Source organism: Pseudomonas sp. B10 (genome assembly GCF_900156235.1).
GTDB classification, from domain to species: Bacteria; Pseudomonadota; Gammaproteobacteria; order Pseudomonadales; family Pseudomonadaceae; genus Aquipseudomonas; species Aquipseudomonas siliginis.
The window spans coordinates 1,383,416-1,400,191 of the sequence record NZ_LT707063.1 but is presented as its reverse complement, the minus strand read 5'-3'; the positions used below and the strand labels follow the sequence as shown (position 1 = coordinate 1,400,191).

Genomic DNA, 16,776 nt, shown 5'->3' with positions numbered 1-16,776 from the left:
TCACTGGCCTCCCGCAAGCTGAGCGCTCATCTGCTGCGTCGTCAGCGGCCTGGCCGAAACTTCCCACCAGGTGTTGAGGCCCTCGTCATACGAAGGTTGCACGGCGGGCATGCCGAAGCGGTTCTGATACACCGTCGGCGTGCCTTTGGAGTAGTAGTTGGGAATCATGTAGTAACCCCATTGCAGCACCCGGTCGAGGGCGCGGGCGTAATGCACCATGGCTTCGCGGTTGTTGGCCTGGACCAGCCCGTCGAGCAGTTGATCGACCGCCGGATCGGCCAGCACCATCGCGTTCGAGCTGCCGACTTGCGTGGCACTTTGCGAGCCGTACAGGCTGTACAATTCGCGGCCCGGGGAGACGATCGGATCGCCACTGCGCGGGAAAGCGCAGACGATCATGTCGTAGTCGCGGGCGTTGAGGCGGTTGATGTATTGCGCTGAATCGATGCGGCGCAGATTGAGTGTGATGCCGATCTGCGCGAGGGTGCGTTTGAACGGCAGCAGCATGCGATCGAAGCCGCCCTGGCCATCGAGAAATGTAAACTCCAGCGGCTCACCGGCGGCGTTGACCAGACGATTGTTTTTTGCCGTCCAACCGGCCGCGGCGAGCAGCTTCAGCGCTTGCAGTTGCTTGTCGCGGATGTAGCCGCTGCCATCGGTTTTCGGCGCTTCATAGACCGTGGTGAACACCTCGTCAGGGACCTTGCCGCGCAACGGTTCGAGAATCTTCAATTCTTCGGTGTCGGGCAGGGCGCTGGCGGCCATTTCACTTTTGGGCCAGAAGCTGTTCTGACGCACGTAGAAGCCGCGCATCATCTGTTTGTTGGTCCACTCGAAATCCCAGAGCAGGCTGATCGCCTGACGCACGCGGCGATCCTGGAAGAACGGGTTCTGCAGGTTGAACACGAAGCCCTGAGCGGCGGTGGGTTTGTCCGGGGCGAGGATCGACTGTTGCAAACGACCGTCGCGCAATGCCGGGCTGTCATAGCCGACCACATAACCGGACGAGGAGAACTCGCGGTTGTAGTCGAACGCGCCGGCCTGCAACAGTTGGCGAGCGACGTCGGTGTCGCCGTAGAAATTCACCGTCAGGCTGTCAAAGTTGTACATGCCGCGACTGACCGGCAGGTCCTTGCCCCACCAGTCCGGGTCACGCTGGAAACTGATGCTGCGCCCGGCGTCGACTTTGCTCACCCGGTACGGCCCGCTGCCCAGCGGTGGCTCGAAGCCGCCGCCATTGGCGAAGTCGCGGGTTTTCCACCAGTGCTCGGGCAGCACGCGCAGCGTCGCCAGATCCAGCGCGAGGGTGCGATTGAGGTTGTTCTTGAAGGTGAAACGGACCTGCCGTGGACCTTCGACCAGCACGTCCTGGACGTCGGCGTATTGCTGGCGGTAACTCAGGCTGCCCTTGGTCATCAGCAGGTTGAAGGTGTAGCGCACGTCTTCGGCGGTGATCGGCGTGCCGTCGGCAAAACGTGCCTTTGGGTTGAGGGTGAAACGCACCCACAAACCCTCGGGGTCGCGCTCGATCTGCTGCGCAACCAGAGCGTAAACCGTGTAGGGCTCATCCAGCGAACGGAACGCCAGCGGCGCGTAGACCCAATCGTTGACCTGCACCACGGAAATGCCCTGATCGGCATACGGCGTGATGTAGTTGTATTGACCGATCTCCATCGACGCACGGCTGAGCGAACCGCCCTTGGGCGCGTCGGGGTTAACAAAATCGAAATGCTTGAAGCCGGCCGGATACTTCGGCGCCTCGCCATACACCGTCAGCGCATAACTGCTGGCGGCCAGTGCCGAAGCGCCGGAGCACAGCAGCGCACTGCCGAGCAGCAGGCCAGCCATGTTGCGCAAAAAACTCATGAAGTCACCCTTGAAATCCCTGAAGGAACCCGGACCCGATGTGAGGCGAGCTTTTGTGGCGAGGGGATTTATCCCCGATCGGCTGCGCAGCAGTCGCAAGATCAATGCATGCGGTACTTCTGATTCTCCGCGTCGGCAGGTCTTGGGGGCGCTTCGCACCCCATCGGGGATAAATCCCCTCACCACAAAGGCTCGCTCCCACAGGGGGAGATGTGTTCTGTTTCCGGTTAGAAGTGGTAAGTCATGCGCGCAAACAATGTCCGGCCCAGCGGGTCGGTGTAGCGCGGGTCATAGCCGCTCTGGAAGTTGTAGGCCTGGTTGGAGAACGGCGGGTTGCGGTCGAAAACGTTCTTCATCCCGGCATCAACGTCGAGCACTTTGTTGAAGGTGTAACCGGCCGACAGATCCCACACCGAATACGACGCCACCCGCGCGTGCGTTTCGCGGTCGTAATCGTTGTAACCGGTGGTGAAGCGGTTGGTCAGCGCTGCCCGCGCCGCCCCCAGGCTCCAGCTGCCGGTGAGGTTGTGCTTCCAACGCGCGATCACGCCGTCACCCTGAAAGTCGCCGACCTTGTCGGTGAACGGGCCTTTGATGGTGCTCTGGAAGTCGTACTCGTCGACATAGGTGCCTTGCAGGCCGAGACCAAACTGACCGTACGGCGTGTTCGGGAAGCGATAGTCGAGCGACACGTCGACACCGTTGGTCTCGACGATGCCGAGGTTGGCGTTGCCGGTAACGATGTAGTTGAGCGTGCCGTCGGCGTTGCGCACGAAGCGGTCCGGGTAGGAGCCGGCCTGATCGAACACGGTGGATTCCGGGAACGGCTGGATCTGGTTGGAGATGTGAATCCACCAGAAATCCAGACCCACCGACAGATTGCTGATCGGCTGGTAGACGAAGCCCAACGTCACGTTGCGCGCCTTCTCCGGGGCCAGATCCTCGTTGCCGCCAATCTGGTTGAGGAATTGCTGACCGCAATCGCGCCCGCCGTTACCGCCCGGTTGCACCACACCGCCGGTACACAGCACCGGGTCGTTGTAGTAACCCTGAGTGAACGTGATGCTGCGCGGCGAATACAGCTCGTACAGCGATGGTGCGCGGAAACCTTCGCTGTAGGCACCACGTACCACCAGCTCTTTGATCGGCTGATAACGGAACGAATATTTCGGGTTGGTGGTGCTGCCGAAGTCGCTGTATTTGTCGTGGCGCACAGCGGCGGACAATTCAAGGCTGTCGAGCACCGGCACGTTGAGTTCGGCATAGGCGGCCTTGACGCTGCGATCACCTTCGACGCTACCGGCCGGGTCGATGCCGAGGCTCTGGATGTCGCCGGCGAACGACTCGAAGTCCTGATGGAATTTCTCCTTGCGGTACTCGCCGCCCAGCGCCAGACCGGACGGACCTGCGCCGAACCAGTCGCCGATTTCACGGCTGACGCGGCCATCGAAACCGGCGACGCGGCCCACGGCTGTGGAGTAGGCGCCGTGGTACGCGGCGGCGTCGATGTACTGCTGGCCGGCAGCGGTCTGCGGGCCGAACGGGTTGAGCAGACCGCTGGCCAGGCCGTCAATCATCGCCTGGTCGCTGACATAGCCACTGGTGACGCTGGAGACGATTTTGTTCTGGTTGTACGAGGCGCCGACGTTGTAATCCCAGCCGCCGACCAGACCGTCGAAGCTCAGCAGAAAACGCTGGCTGGTGTTCTGGTCTTTCGATTCACGCGGGCCGGCAGCGGTTTCACGCCAGTTGACGTCCACCGGCTGCGTCGGATCGAGGGCGAAATCGGTCGGCGCCGGGGTGATGCCGTTGCCGGGGTAGTAGGGCGAGGAAGAATCCAGGCTCAGACCAGTCAGTGGCGCCGGGCCGACGGCAACGGCGTTGTTGTTGCGCGACCAGAAATATTCAAGGTTGGCGTTGTGATCATCGCCGAGCTTGGCGGTGGTCTTGCCGAAGAACGAGGTCTTCTCGGTCTGTGGCACCAGATCGATGTACTCACGGGTGCTGAAGCGGCACAAGCCGTCGCGGGCGATCAGGTTGGGGCCGTTGCAATTGCTGTTGGCCAACGGATTGGTCGCGTTGCCGTTCTGGCTGTAGTTGCCGGGGAACGCGGTGCCGGAAGTCTGATCGAGACCGCGACCGGGCGCGTAGTCGGTGGCGAAGGAGCGGTCGTTGGCGTCGAGGTTCTGCTGCTTGTTGTAGTTGAACACGCCGAGGACATTGAAGCGGTCTTCTTCCAGATCGCCGTAGCCCCAACTGGCGCTCATGTCCTTGGTCGCGCCACCACCGCTGTGGGTCGGCGTTTCGCCACCGAGGGTCAACGCGCCGTCGGTAAGGGATTTCTTGGTGATGAAGTTGATCACACCGCCGATGGCGTCGGTGCCGTACAGGGCCGAGGCGCCGTCGCGCAGCACTTCCACGCGTTCGATGGCGGCGAACGGGATCATGTTCAGGTCCACCGCGCCGCCGGCCGAGTTGGTCCCCGACAGGGCATTGTTGGCCAGGCGTCGACCGTTGAGCAGCACCAGCGTCTTGTTCGCGCCGATGCCGCGCATGTCGGCAAACGACGCACCGCCCGTTGCCGCGCCGACGGAGCCGGCGCTGTTGTTGATCGACTGGCTGCCGGTGATGCGCTGCACCAGTTCGGCGGTGGTGGTCACGCCCTGTTTGCGCAGTTCTTCAGCCTTGAGAATGGTGATCGGCACCGCCGTTTCCGCGTCGACCCGGCGAATCGCCGAACCGGTCACTTCGACCCGTTGCAGTTGCGTGGTCGGCGCCGCCACGACGGCGGCTGCCGGCGTGGCGCTGTTGTCGTCCTCGGCCGCTTGCACGGTCCCGGCGCCCATCCCCATGGCCACCAGATACAGCGGAACGAAACGGTGGCGAGACATCGTTGCCACCAAAGGTTTGAGCGTGAAGCGTGGAGTGTTCATCAGCATGGTTGTTTCCGATTTTCAGACGTTATCGAATTGGCCTTGTGAGCCGCTCATTGCTCCGCTTCCGGTGATACCGCGCGCGGAAAACCACTTTCTTCAAGCAAGCCGATCCCCTCCGAAGACGCGTGGCGTTTTTTCGGTCGGCCGGGTGCGACGGGATTTCTTTTTTCAGCGGTGCCGGGCGGATGCTTTCAACAGCCGCCCGGCACCGTCATCAGTGGGTGGTCATCACCGAAATCTTGCTGATGCCGGAGCGTTCGATCGATGCCATCGCCTTGGCCACCTGGCCGTAATTGACGGCGGCATCGGCCTGCAACTGCACGCGCACGTCGGCGTCCTTGGCCTTGACCTCCTTGAGGCTGGCCTCGAGGGATTCCGGGGCCAGTTCGGTCTTGGCCAGATAGAACTTGCCGTCCTGATCGACGCTGACCACCACCGGGTCTTTCTTTTCGGCAGGGGCGACGGCGTCGGTTTTCGGCAGGTTGACCTTGATCGCGTTGGTCATCAGCGGCGCGGTGACAATGAACACCACCAGCAGCACGAGCATCACGTCGACCAGCGGCGTGACGTTCATTTCGCTGAGCACTTCATCGCTGTCTTGAGTGGAGAAGGACATCAGCTGGCCTCCCGCACGGCGTTGGTGCTTTTGCTGGCGATGGCCTGGCGGCTGATGGAAAACGCACTGCGCGAGGCGAGGGCGTCGAAGTCGTGGGCGAAGTCGTCCATGTCCGCCGAGGCGAGTTTCAGCCGACGCAGGAAGAAGTTGTAGATCAGCACCGCCGGCACGGCGACGGCGATGCCCACGCCGGTGGCGATCAGCGCGTGGCCGATAGGCCCGGCGACCGCTTCAAGGCTGGCCGAGCCGGTTTCGCCAATGCTTTGCAGGGCTTCCATGATTCCCCACACGGTGCCGAACAGGCCAATGAACGGCGCGGTGCTGCCGATACTGGCGAGGATCGCCTGGCCGTTTTCCAGCGAGCGACGTTCTTTCTGGATCTGCTGGCGCAGGTTGCGTTCCAGGCGATCGGAACGGTTGATGGTGTGCGCCAGTTGCTGCGTGGTGCGCGGCGACTCTTCCACCAGCAGGGCTTCGAAACCGCTGCTGGCGATGCGCGCCAGCGAGCCCGGATACTGGCTGGCGTGTTCAGCGGCGGTGAGCAGGTCCGGCGCGCTCCAGAAGGCTTTGGCAAAGTGCTTGTTCTGCGCTTTCTGGCGCAGGTACTGGGCCGACTTGACCAGCAGGATCGCCCAACTGACCACGGAAAACAGCACCAGACCCCAGAGCACACCGGGGACAATCATCGAAGACAGTGAATCGTTCATGGCTACACCTCGCTTGCGTTAATCAGTAATGAGTCGGTTGCGCCGTCATTGCGGCAATTTGAAATCGATGGTCTGGGTGGCGAAGCCGTCGATCGGCGTGTCACCGCGCTTGGCCGGAATAAATTTCCAGTTCTTCACGGCGGCGACCGCAGCTTCATCCAGTTGCGCCTTGCCGCTGGACTTGGTCACCGTCACCGCACCGGCACGGCCGTTGGCCAGCACCTGAATGCGCAGCACCACGCTGCCTTCCCAGTTGCGGCGCAGCGCCAGCGACGGGTATTCCGGCGGCGGATTGCCAAGGCTGGCCAGGCCGGAAATCGCCGCCGATTCCTTGACCGGAGCGGGCGCAGCAGGTGGTGCCGGTGGTGCGCTCGGTGTCGTCGGCGCCGCAGGTGCGGCAGGTTGCGCCGGGGCCGGCGGCGCTTTCGGTGGCTCGACTTTCTTCACCGGTTTGGGCTTCTCGACCGGTTTTGGTTTTTCGATTGGCTTGGGCTTCTCCACCGGTTTGGGCGGCGGCTTGACCGCGTCCTCGTCTTCCACCGGCTGCTCGGGTTCCGGCGGCGGTGGAGGCGGGGGCGGCGGTGGTGGTTCCGGTGTTGGCGGGACCGGAGGCGTCGGGCTGGTCAGCTCGACGGTCATTTCCGGAATTTCCGGCGGCGTCGGCAGTGGCTCCGGCCGTGCCTGATGAAAGAACCACCACGCGCCGCCGTGTATCAGCGCCGACACGGCGATCAGCAAGAGCATCTGTGGTTTGTTCAACCCGCCGGGTCGTGACGTGTTGGCTGTAAACGCCGGCCTGCCCGTTGCCGGCGGGACCGGCGCTTGCCGCAACGGCCCCGGCAGGGTTTTGTGCTTTACCGCATCGTTCATTAAAGCTCCCTCGGGTCAGATGAAGGGCAATAAGGTGCCGTCCGAACATATGGCTGATGTTCGAGTGAGTGGGTGCAACTTTCTTCAAGGTGTACGCGGGCCGATAGTTGGACTATCTGTTTAAACGGCCTCGAACAAACTTAATGGCTTAGTAGCATCTATATCGATTGTTCATTATCCATTCCGTGGCTTGTTGTTGTGTGGAGTCGTGAGCTGTCTCAGGTTTGTTACAGTTTGCAACAGGTGTGCCAGATGTTGCTGAAACGGGTTGAACGGATATCTTCGGTGTTACTGATGTCGCATTTATATAAGTTTCAGTTTCGCCCACTGTTTATTCGGCGCGAAGCGGTCCTCAAGTCCTCGCAGAAGGGCTTTTTCCAGAGCGAGTCAGAGGGAACGCTGTATCACGCCAATCGGCGGGATAGAGCGGCTGCTCGGTGATCAGGCTTAGCACCTATCGGTGCGTAGCGAATCGATTTGGTGCAGGTCAGTCATTCAGCGGTTCACAGGACAGGTTCCTTATTTTGATTCTGGAGTATTGGTTAACTGCATCACATTCGGGCGTGCGCTTTTGGTGCAACTTCAATGACGGAAAGTCATTGTTCGACAATCTTGTTGTTGTGCCTTTTATTAATTGCCGTATTTAAAAAATAAATAACACTTGGCGCCCGGCGATCGCTCGATCGCCAGGCACGCAGAGTGTGCATTGGGTTTCAGGTAATAAAGGAGAAACGCGCCAGGCTGAATAGGCTCGGCTGAACTTGGGGCTGGATTTGCGAGTAAGTCGGGTATGTCGTACGGCGGAGCATTTGAAGATTCACGGGTGAACTCCTTATTGCCAGCTCGGACAGGCGAACTTTTGGTTCGCTGTCGCACCTTACAAGAACGCGGATAGCGTTCGATGAATGCTCTTGGTGCGGGATGGGCACCGCCAGCGCTGATTGGCGAAGGTTGATTTCGCAAGTCGGCAGTGCATGGGAAAAACGTGCCAATCACGACACATATGCAGAATTTTCTACGTCAGGCCAGCCAGCCATCTACCCTGTGCAAAGGCCTTATCGGGGGAACGGACATGTACCAGCTCTACGGGCACAAGAATTCCGGCGCGGCTGCCATCGAGGCGGCACTGGAGTTGTGCCAGATCGCCTATCGCTTCATTGATACCGAAGCCAGCGCCGAGGCCGACGAAGCGCTGGGCAAACTCAATCCGCTGAAACAGATACCGACCCTGCAACTGCCGGACGGCAGCGCCATGACCGAAAGTGCGGCGATCCTGATTCACCTGGGCCTGACGTTTCCCAAATCCGGCCTGCTGCCGAGCGAGGCAGCCGATCGTGATCAGGCGATTCGCGGCCTCGCCTATATCGTCAGCAATTGCTACGCGGCGGTCGGCATCATCGATTACCCCGAGCGCTGGCTGAGCACGCCCGACGAGAACGCACGGCAAAACCTGATCGCCGGCACGCGCCAGCGCCTGCATTTCAGTTGGGAGGTATTTGCCGATCAGTTTTCCGGAGAGCTGTATCTGGATGATGAAACGCCCGGCGCACTGGATGTGCTGGCGGCCGTGGTGAGCCGCTGGGCCGGCAGCCGCGAACACCTGCGCCAGACCCGCCCGGGCTTTTATGCGTGGCTGCAAAGGATCGACCGACACCCGGTGCTGGCACCGGTGTTTGAGCGGCATTGGCCGGCCTAACAGGCGAGATCGTTCCCACGCTCTGCGTGGGAATGCCTCAACGGACGCTCCGCGTTCGGCTTTAGAGGGACGCGGAGCGTCCCAGGCTGCATTCCCACGCAGAGCGTGGGAACGATCATCACTGACCTGGCGCATTCGCGAGCAGGCTCGCTCCCACAAGGGGATCACGGCGGTGGGCTCATTCGCCGCGAATGTACTGCTCCAACTGTTTGATCAGCTCGGCCTGTTCGGCAATCGCTTCCTTCACCAGATCGCCGATCGACAACAGGCCGATCAACTGGCCGTCCTCGACCACCGGCAAGTGGCGCAGGCGTTTGTCCGACATGATGCCCAGGCAGGTGTCGACGGTTTGTCGGGTATCCACGGTAATCACGTCCTTGACCATGATGTCGCGCACTGGCGTGCCCACCGAAGAGCGCCCGTGCAGCACCAGTTTGCGTGCATAGTCACGCTCGCTGATGATGCCGACCACTTTGTCGTCTTCGACCACCAGCAAGGCGCCGACGTTTTTCTCGGCCATCTTCATCAGCGCTTCGAGCACCATGTGATCGGGTTTGATCTGGTGCACTTCCTGATTTTTCTGATCTTTGAGCTTGAGCAGTTGGGCGACGGTCTTCATGGCGGTTACTCAGGTGTTGTCGTTGTTCATCAAGCATCGTAGACGCAGCCGCGCAGAGCAAGGTGGCAAAGCGGCAGTTAGCGTGCAAAAAACGCCATTTGCCGGAAAAAACATCTTTGTATCGGTGAATGAAGCATCTGTGGCGAGGGGATTTATCTGTAACAAGGGGGATTATCTGTGGCAGAGGATTTATCTGTGGCGATGGGATTTATCTGTGGCGAGGGGATTTATCCCCGCTGGCCTGCGCAGCAGGCCCTTTCATTAAAAGCGGGGCCGCTTCGCGGCCAGCGGGGATAAATCCCCTCGCCACAAATGCTGCGTAGAATGGCGTTCTGATTGAAATGTTGAGGTCGCAGTGGTGGATTTACAGCAGGGCTTCGTCCTGACCCGGCATTGGCGCGATACGCCGGCCGGCACCGAAGTCGAGTTCTGGCTGGCAACGGACGCCGGGCCGCGCCGCGTGCGTCTGGCGCATCAGCCGTCGGTCGCATTTATTCCCGCCGCACAGCGAGAAGCAGCCGAGCGTCTGTTGCACGATGAAAAGAATGTAGAGCTGCGACCGTTGGCCTTGCTCGATTTTCAGCATCGTCCGGTGCTCGGTCTGTATTGCCAGCAGCACGGCCAGTTGATGCGCCTCGAAACCGCGCTCAACCGCGCCGGCGTCGACGTCTTTGAAGCCGACATGCGCCCGCCGGAACGCTTTCTGATGGAGCGCTTCATCACCGCGCCGGTGCTGTTTGGCGGCACGCCTGATGCTGACGGCGTACTGATCAACGCCCAGCTGAAGCCCGACTCCGATTACCGGCCGAAACTGCGCCTGGTCTCACTCGACATCGAAACCACCGAAAACGGCGAGCTGTATTCCATCGCGCTGGAAGGCTGCGGCGAGCGGCAGGTGTACATGCTCGGCGCGCCGAATGGCGACGCGAGCATTGTCGATTTCGACCTCGAGTACTGCGACTCGCGCACGCTCATTCTGAAGAAACTCAACGACTGGTTCGCCCGCCACGACCCCGACGCGATCATTGGCTGGAACGTCGTGCAGTTCGATTTGCGCATCCTTCACGAACACGCGCGGCGTCTTGGCGTGCCGCTGAAGATCGGTCGTGGCGGCGAAGAAATGCAGTGGCGCGAGCACGGCAGCCGCAATCACTACTTCGCCTCGGCAGCGGGGCGGCTGATCATCGATGGCATCGAGTCGTTGCGTTCGGCGACCTGGAGTTTTCCCTCGTTCAGCCTGGAAAACGTCGCGCAGACCCTGCTCGGCGAAGGCAAAGCGATCAACAATCCGTACCAGCGCATGGACGAGATCAACCGCATGTTCGCCGAGGACAAACCGGCGCTGGCCAAGTACAACCTCAAGGACTGCGAGCTGGTCACGCGGATCTTCGCCAAGACCGAACTGCTGACGTTTTTGCTCGAACGCGCCAGCGTTACCGGTTTGCCGGCCGACCGCAGCGGCGGTTCGGTCGCCGCGTTCACCCATTTGTACATGCCGTTGATGCATCGCCAGGGCTTCGTTGCACCCAATCTGGGCACCAATCCACCGCAGGCCAGCCCCGGCGGGTTTGTCATGGATTCACGGCCGGGGCTTTACGAATCGGTGTTGGTGCTCGATTACAAAAGCCTTTACCCGTCGATCATCCGCACCTTTCTGATCGACCCGGTGGGCTTGATCGAGGGCCTGCAACACCCGGACGACGCTGACTCGGTGCCGGGCTTCCGTGGCGCCCGTTTCTCGCGCACCCGCCATTGCCTGCCGTCCATCGTGGCGCGGGTGGCCGAAGGGCGCGAAACCGCCAAGCGCGAGCACAATGCGCCGCTGTCCCAAGCGCTGAAGATCATCATGAACGCCTTCTATGGTGTGCTCGGCTCCAGTGGTTGCCGTTTTTTCGATACCCGGCTGGCCTCGTCGATCACCTTGCGCGGCCATGAAATCATGCTGCGCACCCGCCAGTTGATCGAAGAGCAAGGCCACGCGGTGATTTATGGCGACACTGATTCAACTTTCGTCTGGCTGCGCCGCCTGCACGGTCAGGAAGAGGCGGCGCAGATCGGCCATGCGCTGGTCAAGCACGTCAATGATTGGTGGCGCGCGCATGTGCGCGAGGAATACGGGCTGGAAAGCGCGCTGGAATTGCAGTTCGAGATTCACTACAAGCGCTTCCTGATGCCGACGATTCGAGGCGCCGAGGAGGGCAGCAAGAAGCGCTACGCCGGTCTGGTCACCCGCGCCGATGGCCGCGAGGAAATGGTCTACAAGGGCCTGGAGACCGTGCGCACCGACTGGTCGTTGCTGGCCCGGCAATTTCAGCAGGAGCTGTATGAGCGGATTTTTCAGCGCAAGCCGTATCAGGATTACGTGCGCGATTACGTGCGCAAGACCCTCGCCGGCGAGTTCGACGATCGGCTGATCTACCGCAAGCGCCTGCGCCGCACCCTCGACGACTACGAACGCAACGTACCGCCGCACGTCCGCGCGGCTCGGCTGGCCGACGAATACAATGCCGAGCAGGGGCGGCCCCGGCAGTATCAGAACGGCGGCTGGATCAGCTACGTCATCACCCTGGCCGGCCCGGAGCCGCTGGAGGTACGCCGCGCCGCCATCGACTACGACCACTACATCACTCGGCAGCTGCAACCGGTGGCGGATGCGATTCTGCCGTTTGTCGACGACGACTTCTCAACCCTGATCGGTGGGCAACTGGGCCTGTTTTGAGTCGAGCAATTGCAGCGTCCATTCATCGAGAATGCCGTGGAAGTACCGCTCCAGTGCCTGATGGAACAGACTGTCCTCGGCGCTGAACTGGGCGAACAGGGTCATCGAAGAATGAAATTTCAGGTCATCGGGATGGCCAAACATTTCTGCAATCGAGCGCTGCGGCACATTCAGCACCAGTTGCGTGCAGGTGCGCAGCCGCGCGCCGAGCAGCTCGTGGGCCAGATAGGCCTGGGCTTCTTCGGCTGAACCAATGGCAAAGCGCCGGGCCATCTCGCTGCCGCCCAACCCGGCGAACTGCGGGAAGACGAACCACATCCAGTGGCTGCGCTTGCGGCCCGTTTCGAGTTCACGCTGGACCCGGTCGAACACCGGGTCCTGTGCCTGGACAAAACGTTGCAGGTTGAACGGGTCGTGCAGATCTGTGCTTCTCATGGCGAAGCCCTCGCAGTCGGCAACTCAGACCATGGCCAGCCGCTGCTTGCGTTGTGGCGCCGGGAACACCTTGTCCAGCGCCGCCAGATCCCCGGCGTCCAGTTGCAACTGCGCCGCCTCGGCATTGAGTTGCACATGCTCCGGGCGCACAGCCTTGGGAATCGCAATCACGCCGTCCTGACGCAGGAGCCACGCCAGCGAAACCTGCGCCGGGGTGGCGTTGTAACGGCTGGCAATGTCTTGCAGAACCGGCTCGGCGAGCATCGCGCCGCCCTGGCCGATCGGACAGTACGCCATCAGCGGCAGGCGCTGATGCTGGCACCACGGCAGCAAATCGAATTCGATACCGCGCTCCTCGAGGTTGTACAGCACCTGATTGGTGGCGCAGGCCGAGCTGGAGAGTTCTTCGAGGTCGTCGACATCGAAATTCGACACACCCCAACGGCCGATCTTGCCGTCCTCGCGCAGGCGTTCGAAGGCTTCGACGGTTTCCTCCAGCGGATACTGACCGCGCCAGTGCAGCAGATACAGATCGATGTAGTCGGTGCCGAGCCGACGCAAACTGCGCTCGCAGGCTTGCGGGATGCCCTGGCGGCTGGCGTTGTGCGGGTAGACCTTGCTGACCAGAAAGACTTGATCGCGCAGACCGGCGATGGCTTCGCCGACCACCGTTTCGGCACCGCCCTCGGCGTACATCTCCGCGGTGTCGATCAGGCTCATGCCCAGCTCGATGCCGGTGCGCAGCGCCGCCACTTCACGGCTGTGCGCCGAACGATCCTCGCCCATGCGCCAGGTGCCCTGACCAATTACGGGAACCTGCACGCCAGCCAACTCAAGGGTACGCATTCAAACCTCCTGCCTTAAAGAGTCGATATCTTTAGTGGGCAGCAGGATAGAGCAAGGGTTCCCGGAAGGAAGGAGGAGTCAAGGATGAAACCGGATCAATTGTGGTCAGGGGATCTTGTGGCGAGGGGATTTGTGGCGAGGGGATTCATCCCCGCTGGGCTGCGAAGCAGCCCCAAAAACCTGCAATAGAACGCTGTCTGATACAGCGCGTGTTGCCGGATCGGGGCTGCCTCGCATCCCAACGGGGATGAATCCCCTCGCCACGGGGAGCATGGCAGGTTACTTGGCGGAGAACTTGAGGATTACGCTGTGGGCATAGGTCTGCCCCGGATCAAGCCGCGTGCTCGGGAAATCCGGCTGGTTCGGCGAATCCGGATAGTGCTGGGTCTCGAGGGTGAATGCGCCCCAGTGCGGATAGACCTTGCCACCCTTGCCCTTGACCGTGCCGTCGAGGAAGTTGCTGGTGTAGAACTGCACGCCCGGCTCGCTGGTGAACAGTTGCAGGACGCGTCCGGATTGCGGGTCGCTGACTTCGGTGGCGAGCTTGCTGACATCGCCCTTGGTGTCCAGCGCCCAGTTGAAATCGAAGCCGCCCTGTTTCGGCTCGGCGAATTTCAGCTGCGGATGATCAGCCTTGATGTGCGTGCCGATCGCCGTCGGTTTGCTGAAGTCCATCGGCGTACCGGCCACAGGCGCCAGCTCCCCGGTCGGGATCAGTTTCGCGGTGACCGGCGTGTAATGGCTGGAGTTGATCATGGCGACTTGCTTGAGAATATCGCCATTGCCGGCACCGGCCAGGTTGAAGTAGCTATGGTTGGTCAGGTTGAGCACGGTCGGCTTGTCGGTGCTGGCCTTGTAGTCGATGCGCAGCTCGTTGTTGTCGGTCAGGCGATAGGTGACTTCGGTGGTCAGATTGCCCGGGAAGCCCATCTCGCCGTCGGCCGAGAGGTAGGTCAGGGTTACGCCAACCGAATCCTTGTCCTTGGTTTCTTTGGCCTTCCAGACTTTCTTGTCGAAACCTTCGGGGCCGCCGTGCAGGGCGTTGGATTTGTCGTTCTGCGGCACTTGATAGCGCTTGCTATCGAGTTCGAAAGCACCTTCGGCCAGGCGGTTGCCGAAACGGCCGATGGTCGCGCCGAAGTACGCGGTGCCTTTCTGATAGCCCTGCACATCGTCAAAACCCAAGACGACGTCGTCGAACTTGCCGTGTTTGTCAGCGACTTTCAGCGCTTGCAGGGTCGCGCCGTAGGTGATCACGGTGGCTTGCATGCCGTGGCTGTTGCGCAGGATGTACTGTTCCACAGGCGTGCCGTCATTGGTTTTGCCGAAGGCTTTGTGTTCGGCGGTCAGGCCCGCCGCGTTGGCGGAAAGGGTAGCGATCATCAGGGACAGTCCGAGGCCGGAGAGCAGGTGACGGGATTGAAGCATGGTTGACCTTCCTTTTTGTTGTTGTTTTGAGAAAACGCAATTAGTCAGGCTATTGAATATTTCGCAGAAGATTTATAGCGGATTTACCGCTGTTGGCAAATATAAAGTCCGACTAATTGATATGGCGAAAAGCGCCGAAGGTCGGCTCACCGCCCGGGCACTGCACTTTTTCGCAATCGGCGGCTCTATGCATGGCCAGGATGCGGTGACTCCCGCCGCACAGGAATGTGCCTGTCCGAGATTTCATGCCGAGTGTTTTTGCCCTGATCACCGCCGCTCACCGCCGCCCGTGCCTGCTGCTGGCCTGTCTGTTGTCGCTGTTGCTCAGCGGCTGCAGCCACCAGAACGGCAATGGATTTTTCAATCAGATACGTGAAGGGCAGCCGCAGGAATTTCTGCAGACCAGCGTCGACCGCATGGCCACCCTGGCGATGCGCGACAACCTCGACAGCCTCTATCGATTGATGGGCAAGCTCTACCTGCGCAACCCCGAAGAACTGCGCAAATCCGGTTTCCTCACCGTCAACGCCGCCGTGAAACAGGTGCGTCTCGCTGTCGAGCAACAGCAGCCGTTGCCCGTGCTGGGCGGGCGTAAGGACCTGGCGGCGCTGAGCTATGCGATGAGCCCGGAATTCCTCGGCGACCGCGTCGGCGCCTTCATCTATGCGATCGGCAGCATGCTGGTTACCGCCCACGGCAATCGCACCGAGTTCTACATGACCGACGCGATCAACCCGACGTTCGTGCACAACGCCGCGCGCAACATCGAAAAAGCCATGTGGATTTTGTCGCAACGACAAAACAAGGAAGGCCAGCCGCTGCTGTTCTCCAACGAAATCTCGGAGGAGGGCAGCAACCTCAGCTTCGCCACCGAATTCAGCAAAATCGTCGCGCGCCTGGATCTGCTCACGCAGATGCTCGATGAGCGCTATCGCAGGATCGGCCTGAATTACGCGCAGAGCCTGCTGTTCTTGAACTTCCTGCCGGTGCAGTGAGCCCCGCAGGTTTGCTGTAGCGCGAAGATCCACTGTGGGATCTGAGGTGAATTCGATATGGCATAACGATAGACCGCATCGATATATGTGGTTATAAGAAAAATCGCTATGCTGCGGGCCAGATTTTCCTGTCGTTTTCTGGACGTTTGAATGGAATTGGCAAATTTCGGCCTGGTGATTGCCGGGCTGGTGGTGGGGTTTATCGTAGGCATGACCGGTGTCGGCGGCGGTTCGTTGATGACGCCGATCCTGCTGTGGTTCGGCATCAACCCGGCGACGGCGGTGGGTACCGACCTGCTGTACGCCGCGATCACCAAATCCAGCGGCGTCCTCGTTCACAGGAAGAACAAGAACATCGACTGGGCCATCACCGGCTGGCTGACCCTTGGCAGTGTGCCGGCGGTGGCCATGACCCTGTGGTTCCTCAGCACCCTGCACACCGCGCCGGACGCGATGAACGCCATTATCAAGCAGGCGCTCGGCTTCGTCCTCTTCGCTACTGCCCTGGCAATTTTCTTCAAGAAACGCTTGCTCGAATTTGCCCACAAACGCGCCGGCGGCAACTACAACCCGAGCGGTTCGCGGCTTAACGTGATGACGGTGATCACCGGTCTGATCCTCGGCACCATGGTTGCCCTGACCTCGATCGGCGCCGGCGCACTGGGCACCGTCGCCTTGTTTATCCTTTACCCACTGCTGCCAACCCGCCGCCTGGTCGGCACCGAAATCGCCCACGCCGTACCCCTGACCCTCGTCGCCGGCCTCGGCCACGCAAGCATGGGCAACATGGACTGGGGCGTGCTGGGCTTCCTGCTGATGGGCTCGCTGCCGGGCATCTGGCTCGGCAGCCACCTGACCGGACGCATCTCCGACGAAGTCCTGCGCCCGTGCCTGGCGACGATGCTGGTGTTGATTGGTTATAAGTTGGCGTTCTGAGTCAGCCTGGAGAAAACACTTCCAATGCAGCGGCCGTAGGGATGTGCCGATGATCGCTTGCGTCATGTTGCGCAAAGCGCTCCCTGACCTAAGCTTCTGACAGGGCA

Annotated in this window: 13 protein-coding genes; 4 read left to right on the top strand and 9 right to left on the bottom strand. The window is 61.0% G+C overall.

From position 1 onward, the window contains the following. The 5 genes from BXA01_RS06205 to BXA01_RS06185 form a co-directional block, all read right to left on the bottom strand. Complete coding sequence (locus tag BXA01_RS06205) at positions 1–1,866, bottom strand: extracellular solute-binding protein (RefSeq protein ID WP_076563585.1); 1,866 nt, start codon at positions 1,864–1,866, stop codon at positions 1–3. Positions 1,867–2,093: 227 nt separating this feature from the next. Then, positions 2,094–4,805 carry a TonB-dependent receptor gene (locus BXA01_RS06200; protein WP_076563584.1) on the bottom strand — a complete coding sequence of 904 codons (2,712 nt, stop codon included), beginning with the start codon at positions 4,803–4,805 and terminating at the stop codon, positions 2,094–2,096. A 211-nt stretch (positions 4,806–5,016) separates the two neighbouring features. Then, positions 5,017–5,418, bottom strand: a complete 402-nt coding sequence (locus BXA01_RS06195) for an ExbD/TolR family protein (protein WP_041477201.1) — start codon at positions 5,416–5,418, stop codon at positions 5,017–5,019. Next, complete coding sequence (locus BXA01_RS06190; protein ID WP_076563583.1) at positions 5,418–6,125, bottom strand: MotA/TolQ/ExbB proton channel family protein; 708 nt, start codon at positions 6,123–6,125, stop codon at positions 5,418–5,420. Before BXA01_RS06190 ends, BXA01_RS06195 begins: the two co-directional genes overlap by 1 nt. 45 nt (positions 6,126–6,170) lie before the next feature. Further along, positions 6,171–6,995, bottom strand: a complete 825-nt coding sequence (locus BXA01_RS06185; RefSeq protein ID WP_076563582.1) for an energy transducer TonB — start codon at positions 6,993–6,995, stop codon at positions 6,171–6,173. Positions 6,996–8,067: 1,072 nt separating this feature from the next. Here BXA01_RS06185 and BXA01_RS06175 point away from each other — a divergent pair. Continuing rightward, positions 8,068–8,691, top strand: coding sequence for a glutathione S-transferase N-terminal domain-containing protein (locus tag BXA01_RS06175; protein ID WP_076563581.1), 624 nt, complete (start codon positions 8,068–8,070; stop codon positions 8,689–8,691). Between the two features lie 178 nt (positions 8,692–8,869). Here BXA01_RS06175 and BXA01_RS06170 read toward each other — a convergent pair whose 3' ends face one another. Then, on the bottom strand, positions 8,870–9,310 hold the full coding sequence (locus BXA01_RS06170) for a CBS domain-containing protein (protein ID WP_016775372.1): 441 nt from the start codon (positions 9,308–9,310) through the stop codon (positions 8,870–8,872). Positions 9,311–9,668: 358 nt separating this feature from the next. Here BXA01_RS06170 and BXA01_RS06165 point away from each other — a divergent pair, with 358 nt between their 5' ends. Next, positions 9,669–12,029, top strand: coding sequence for a DNA polymerase II (locus BXA01_RS06165; protein ID WP_172834000.1), 2,361 nt, complete (start codon positions 9,669–9,671; stop codon positions 12,027–12,029). Here BXA01_RS06165 and BXA01_RS06160 read toward each other — a convergent pair. From BXA01_RS06160 to BXA01_RS06150, 3 genes are all read right to left on the bottom strand, one after another. Next, positions 11,994–12,464 (bottom strand): DUF1810 domain-containing protein, encoded by a 471-nt coding sequence (locus BXA01_RS06160; RefSeq protein WP_076563579.1) that lies wholly within the window; start codon positions 12,462–12,464, stop codon positions 11,994–11,996. The two genes, BXA01_RS06165 and BXA01_RS06160, sit on opposite strands and share 36 nt — an antisense overlap. A 24-nt stretch (positions 12,465–12,488) precedes the next feature. Beyond that, entirely contained in the window at positions 12,489–13,310 is an 822-nt protein-coding gene (locus tag BXA01_RS06155; RefSeq protein WP_076563578.1) for an aldo/keto reductase, read from the bottom strand. A 279-nt stretch (positions 13,311–13,589) separates the two neighbouring features. Next, positions 13,590–14,738: an aldose epimerase family protein gene (locus BXA01_RS06150; RefSeq protein WP_076563577.1), complete on the bottom strand. Its 1,149-nt coding sequence runs from the start codon at positions 14,736–14,738 to the stop codon at positions 13,590–13,592. A gap of 245 nt (positions 14,739–14,983) precedes the next feature. Between BXA01_RS06150 and BXA01_RS06145 the strand changes: the two genes are divergently transcribed. Together BXA01_RS06145 and BXA01_RS06140 are read left to right on the top strand one after the other, a co-directional pair. Beyond that, the gene (locus tag BXA01_RS06145) at positions 14,984–15,733 is read left to right on the top strand and encodes a hypothetical protein (RefSeq protein WP_016775367.1); all 750 of its coding nucleotides are present in this window, start codon (positions 14,984–14,986) and stop codon (positions 15,731–15,733) included. A gap of 150 nt (positions 15,734–15,883) precedes the next feature. Further along, positions 15,884–16,669 (top strand): sulfite exporter TauE/SafE family protein, encoded by a 786-nt coding sequence (locus BXA01_RS06140; protein WP_071172964.1) that lies wholly within the window; start codon positions 15,884–15,886, stop codon positions 16,667–16,669. Positions 16,670–16,776 lie beyond the last annotated feature (107 nt).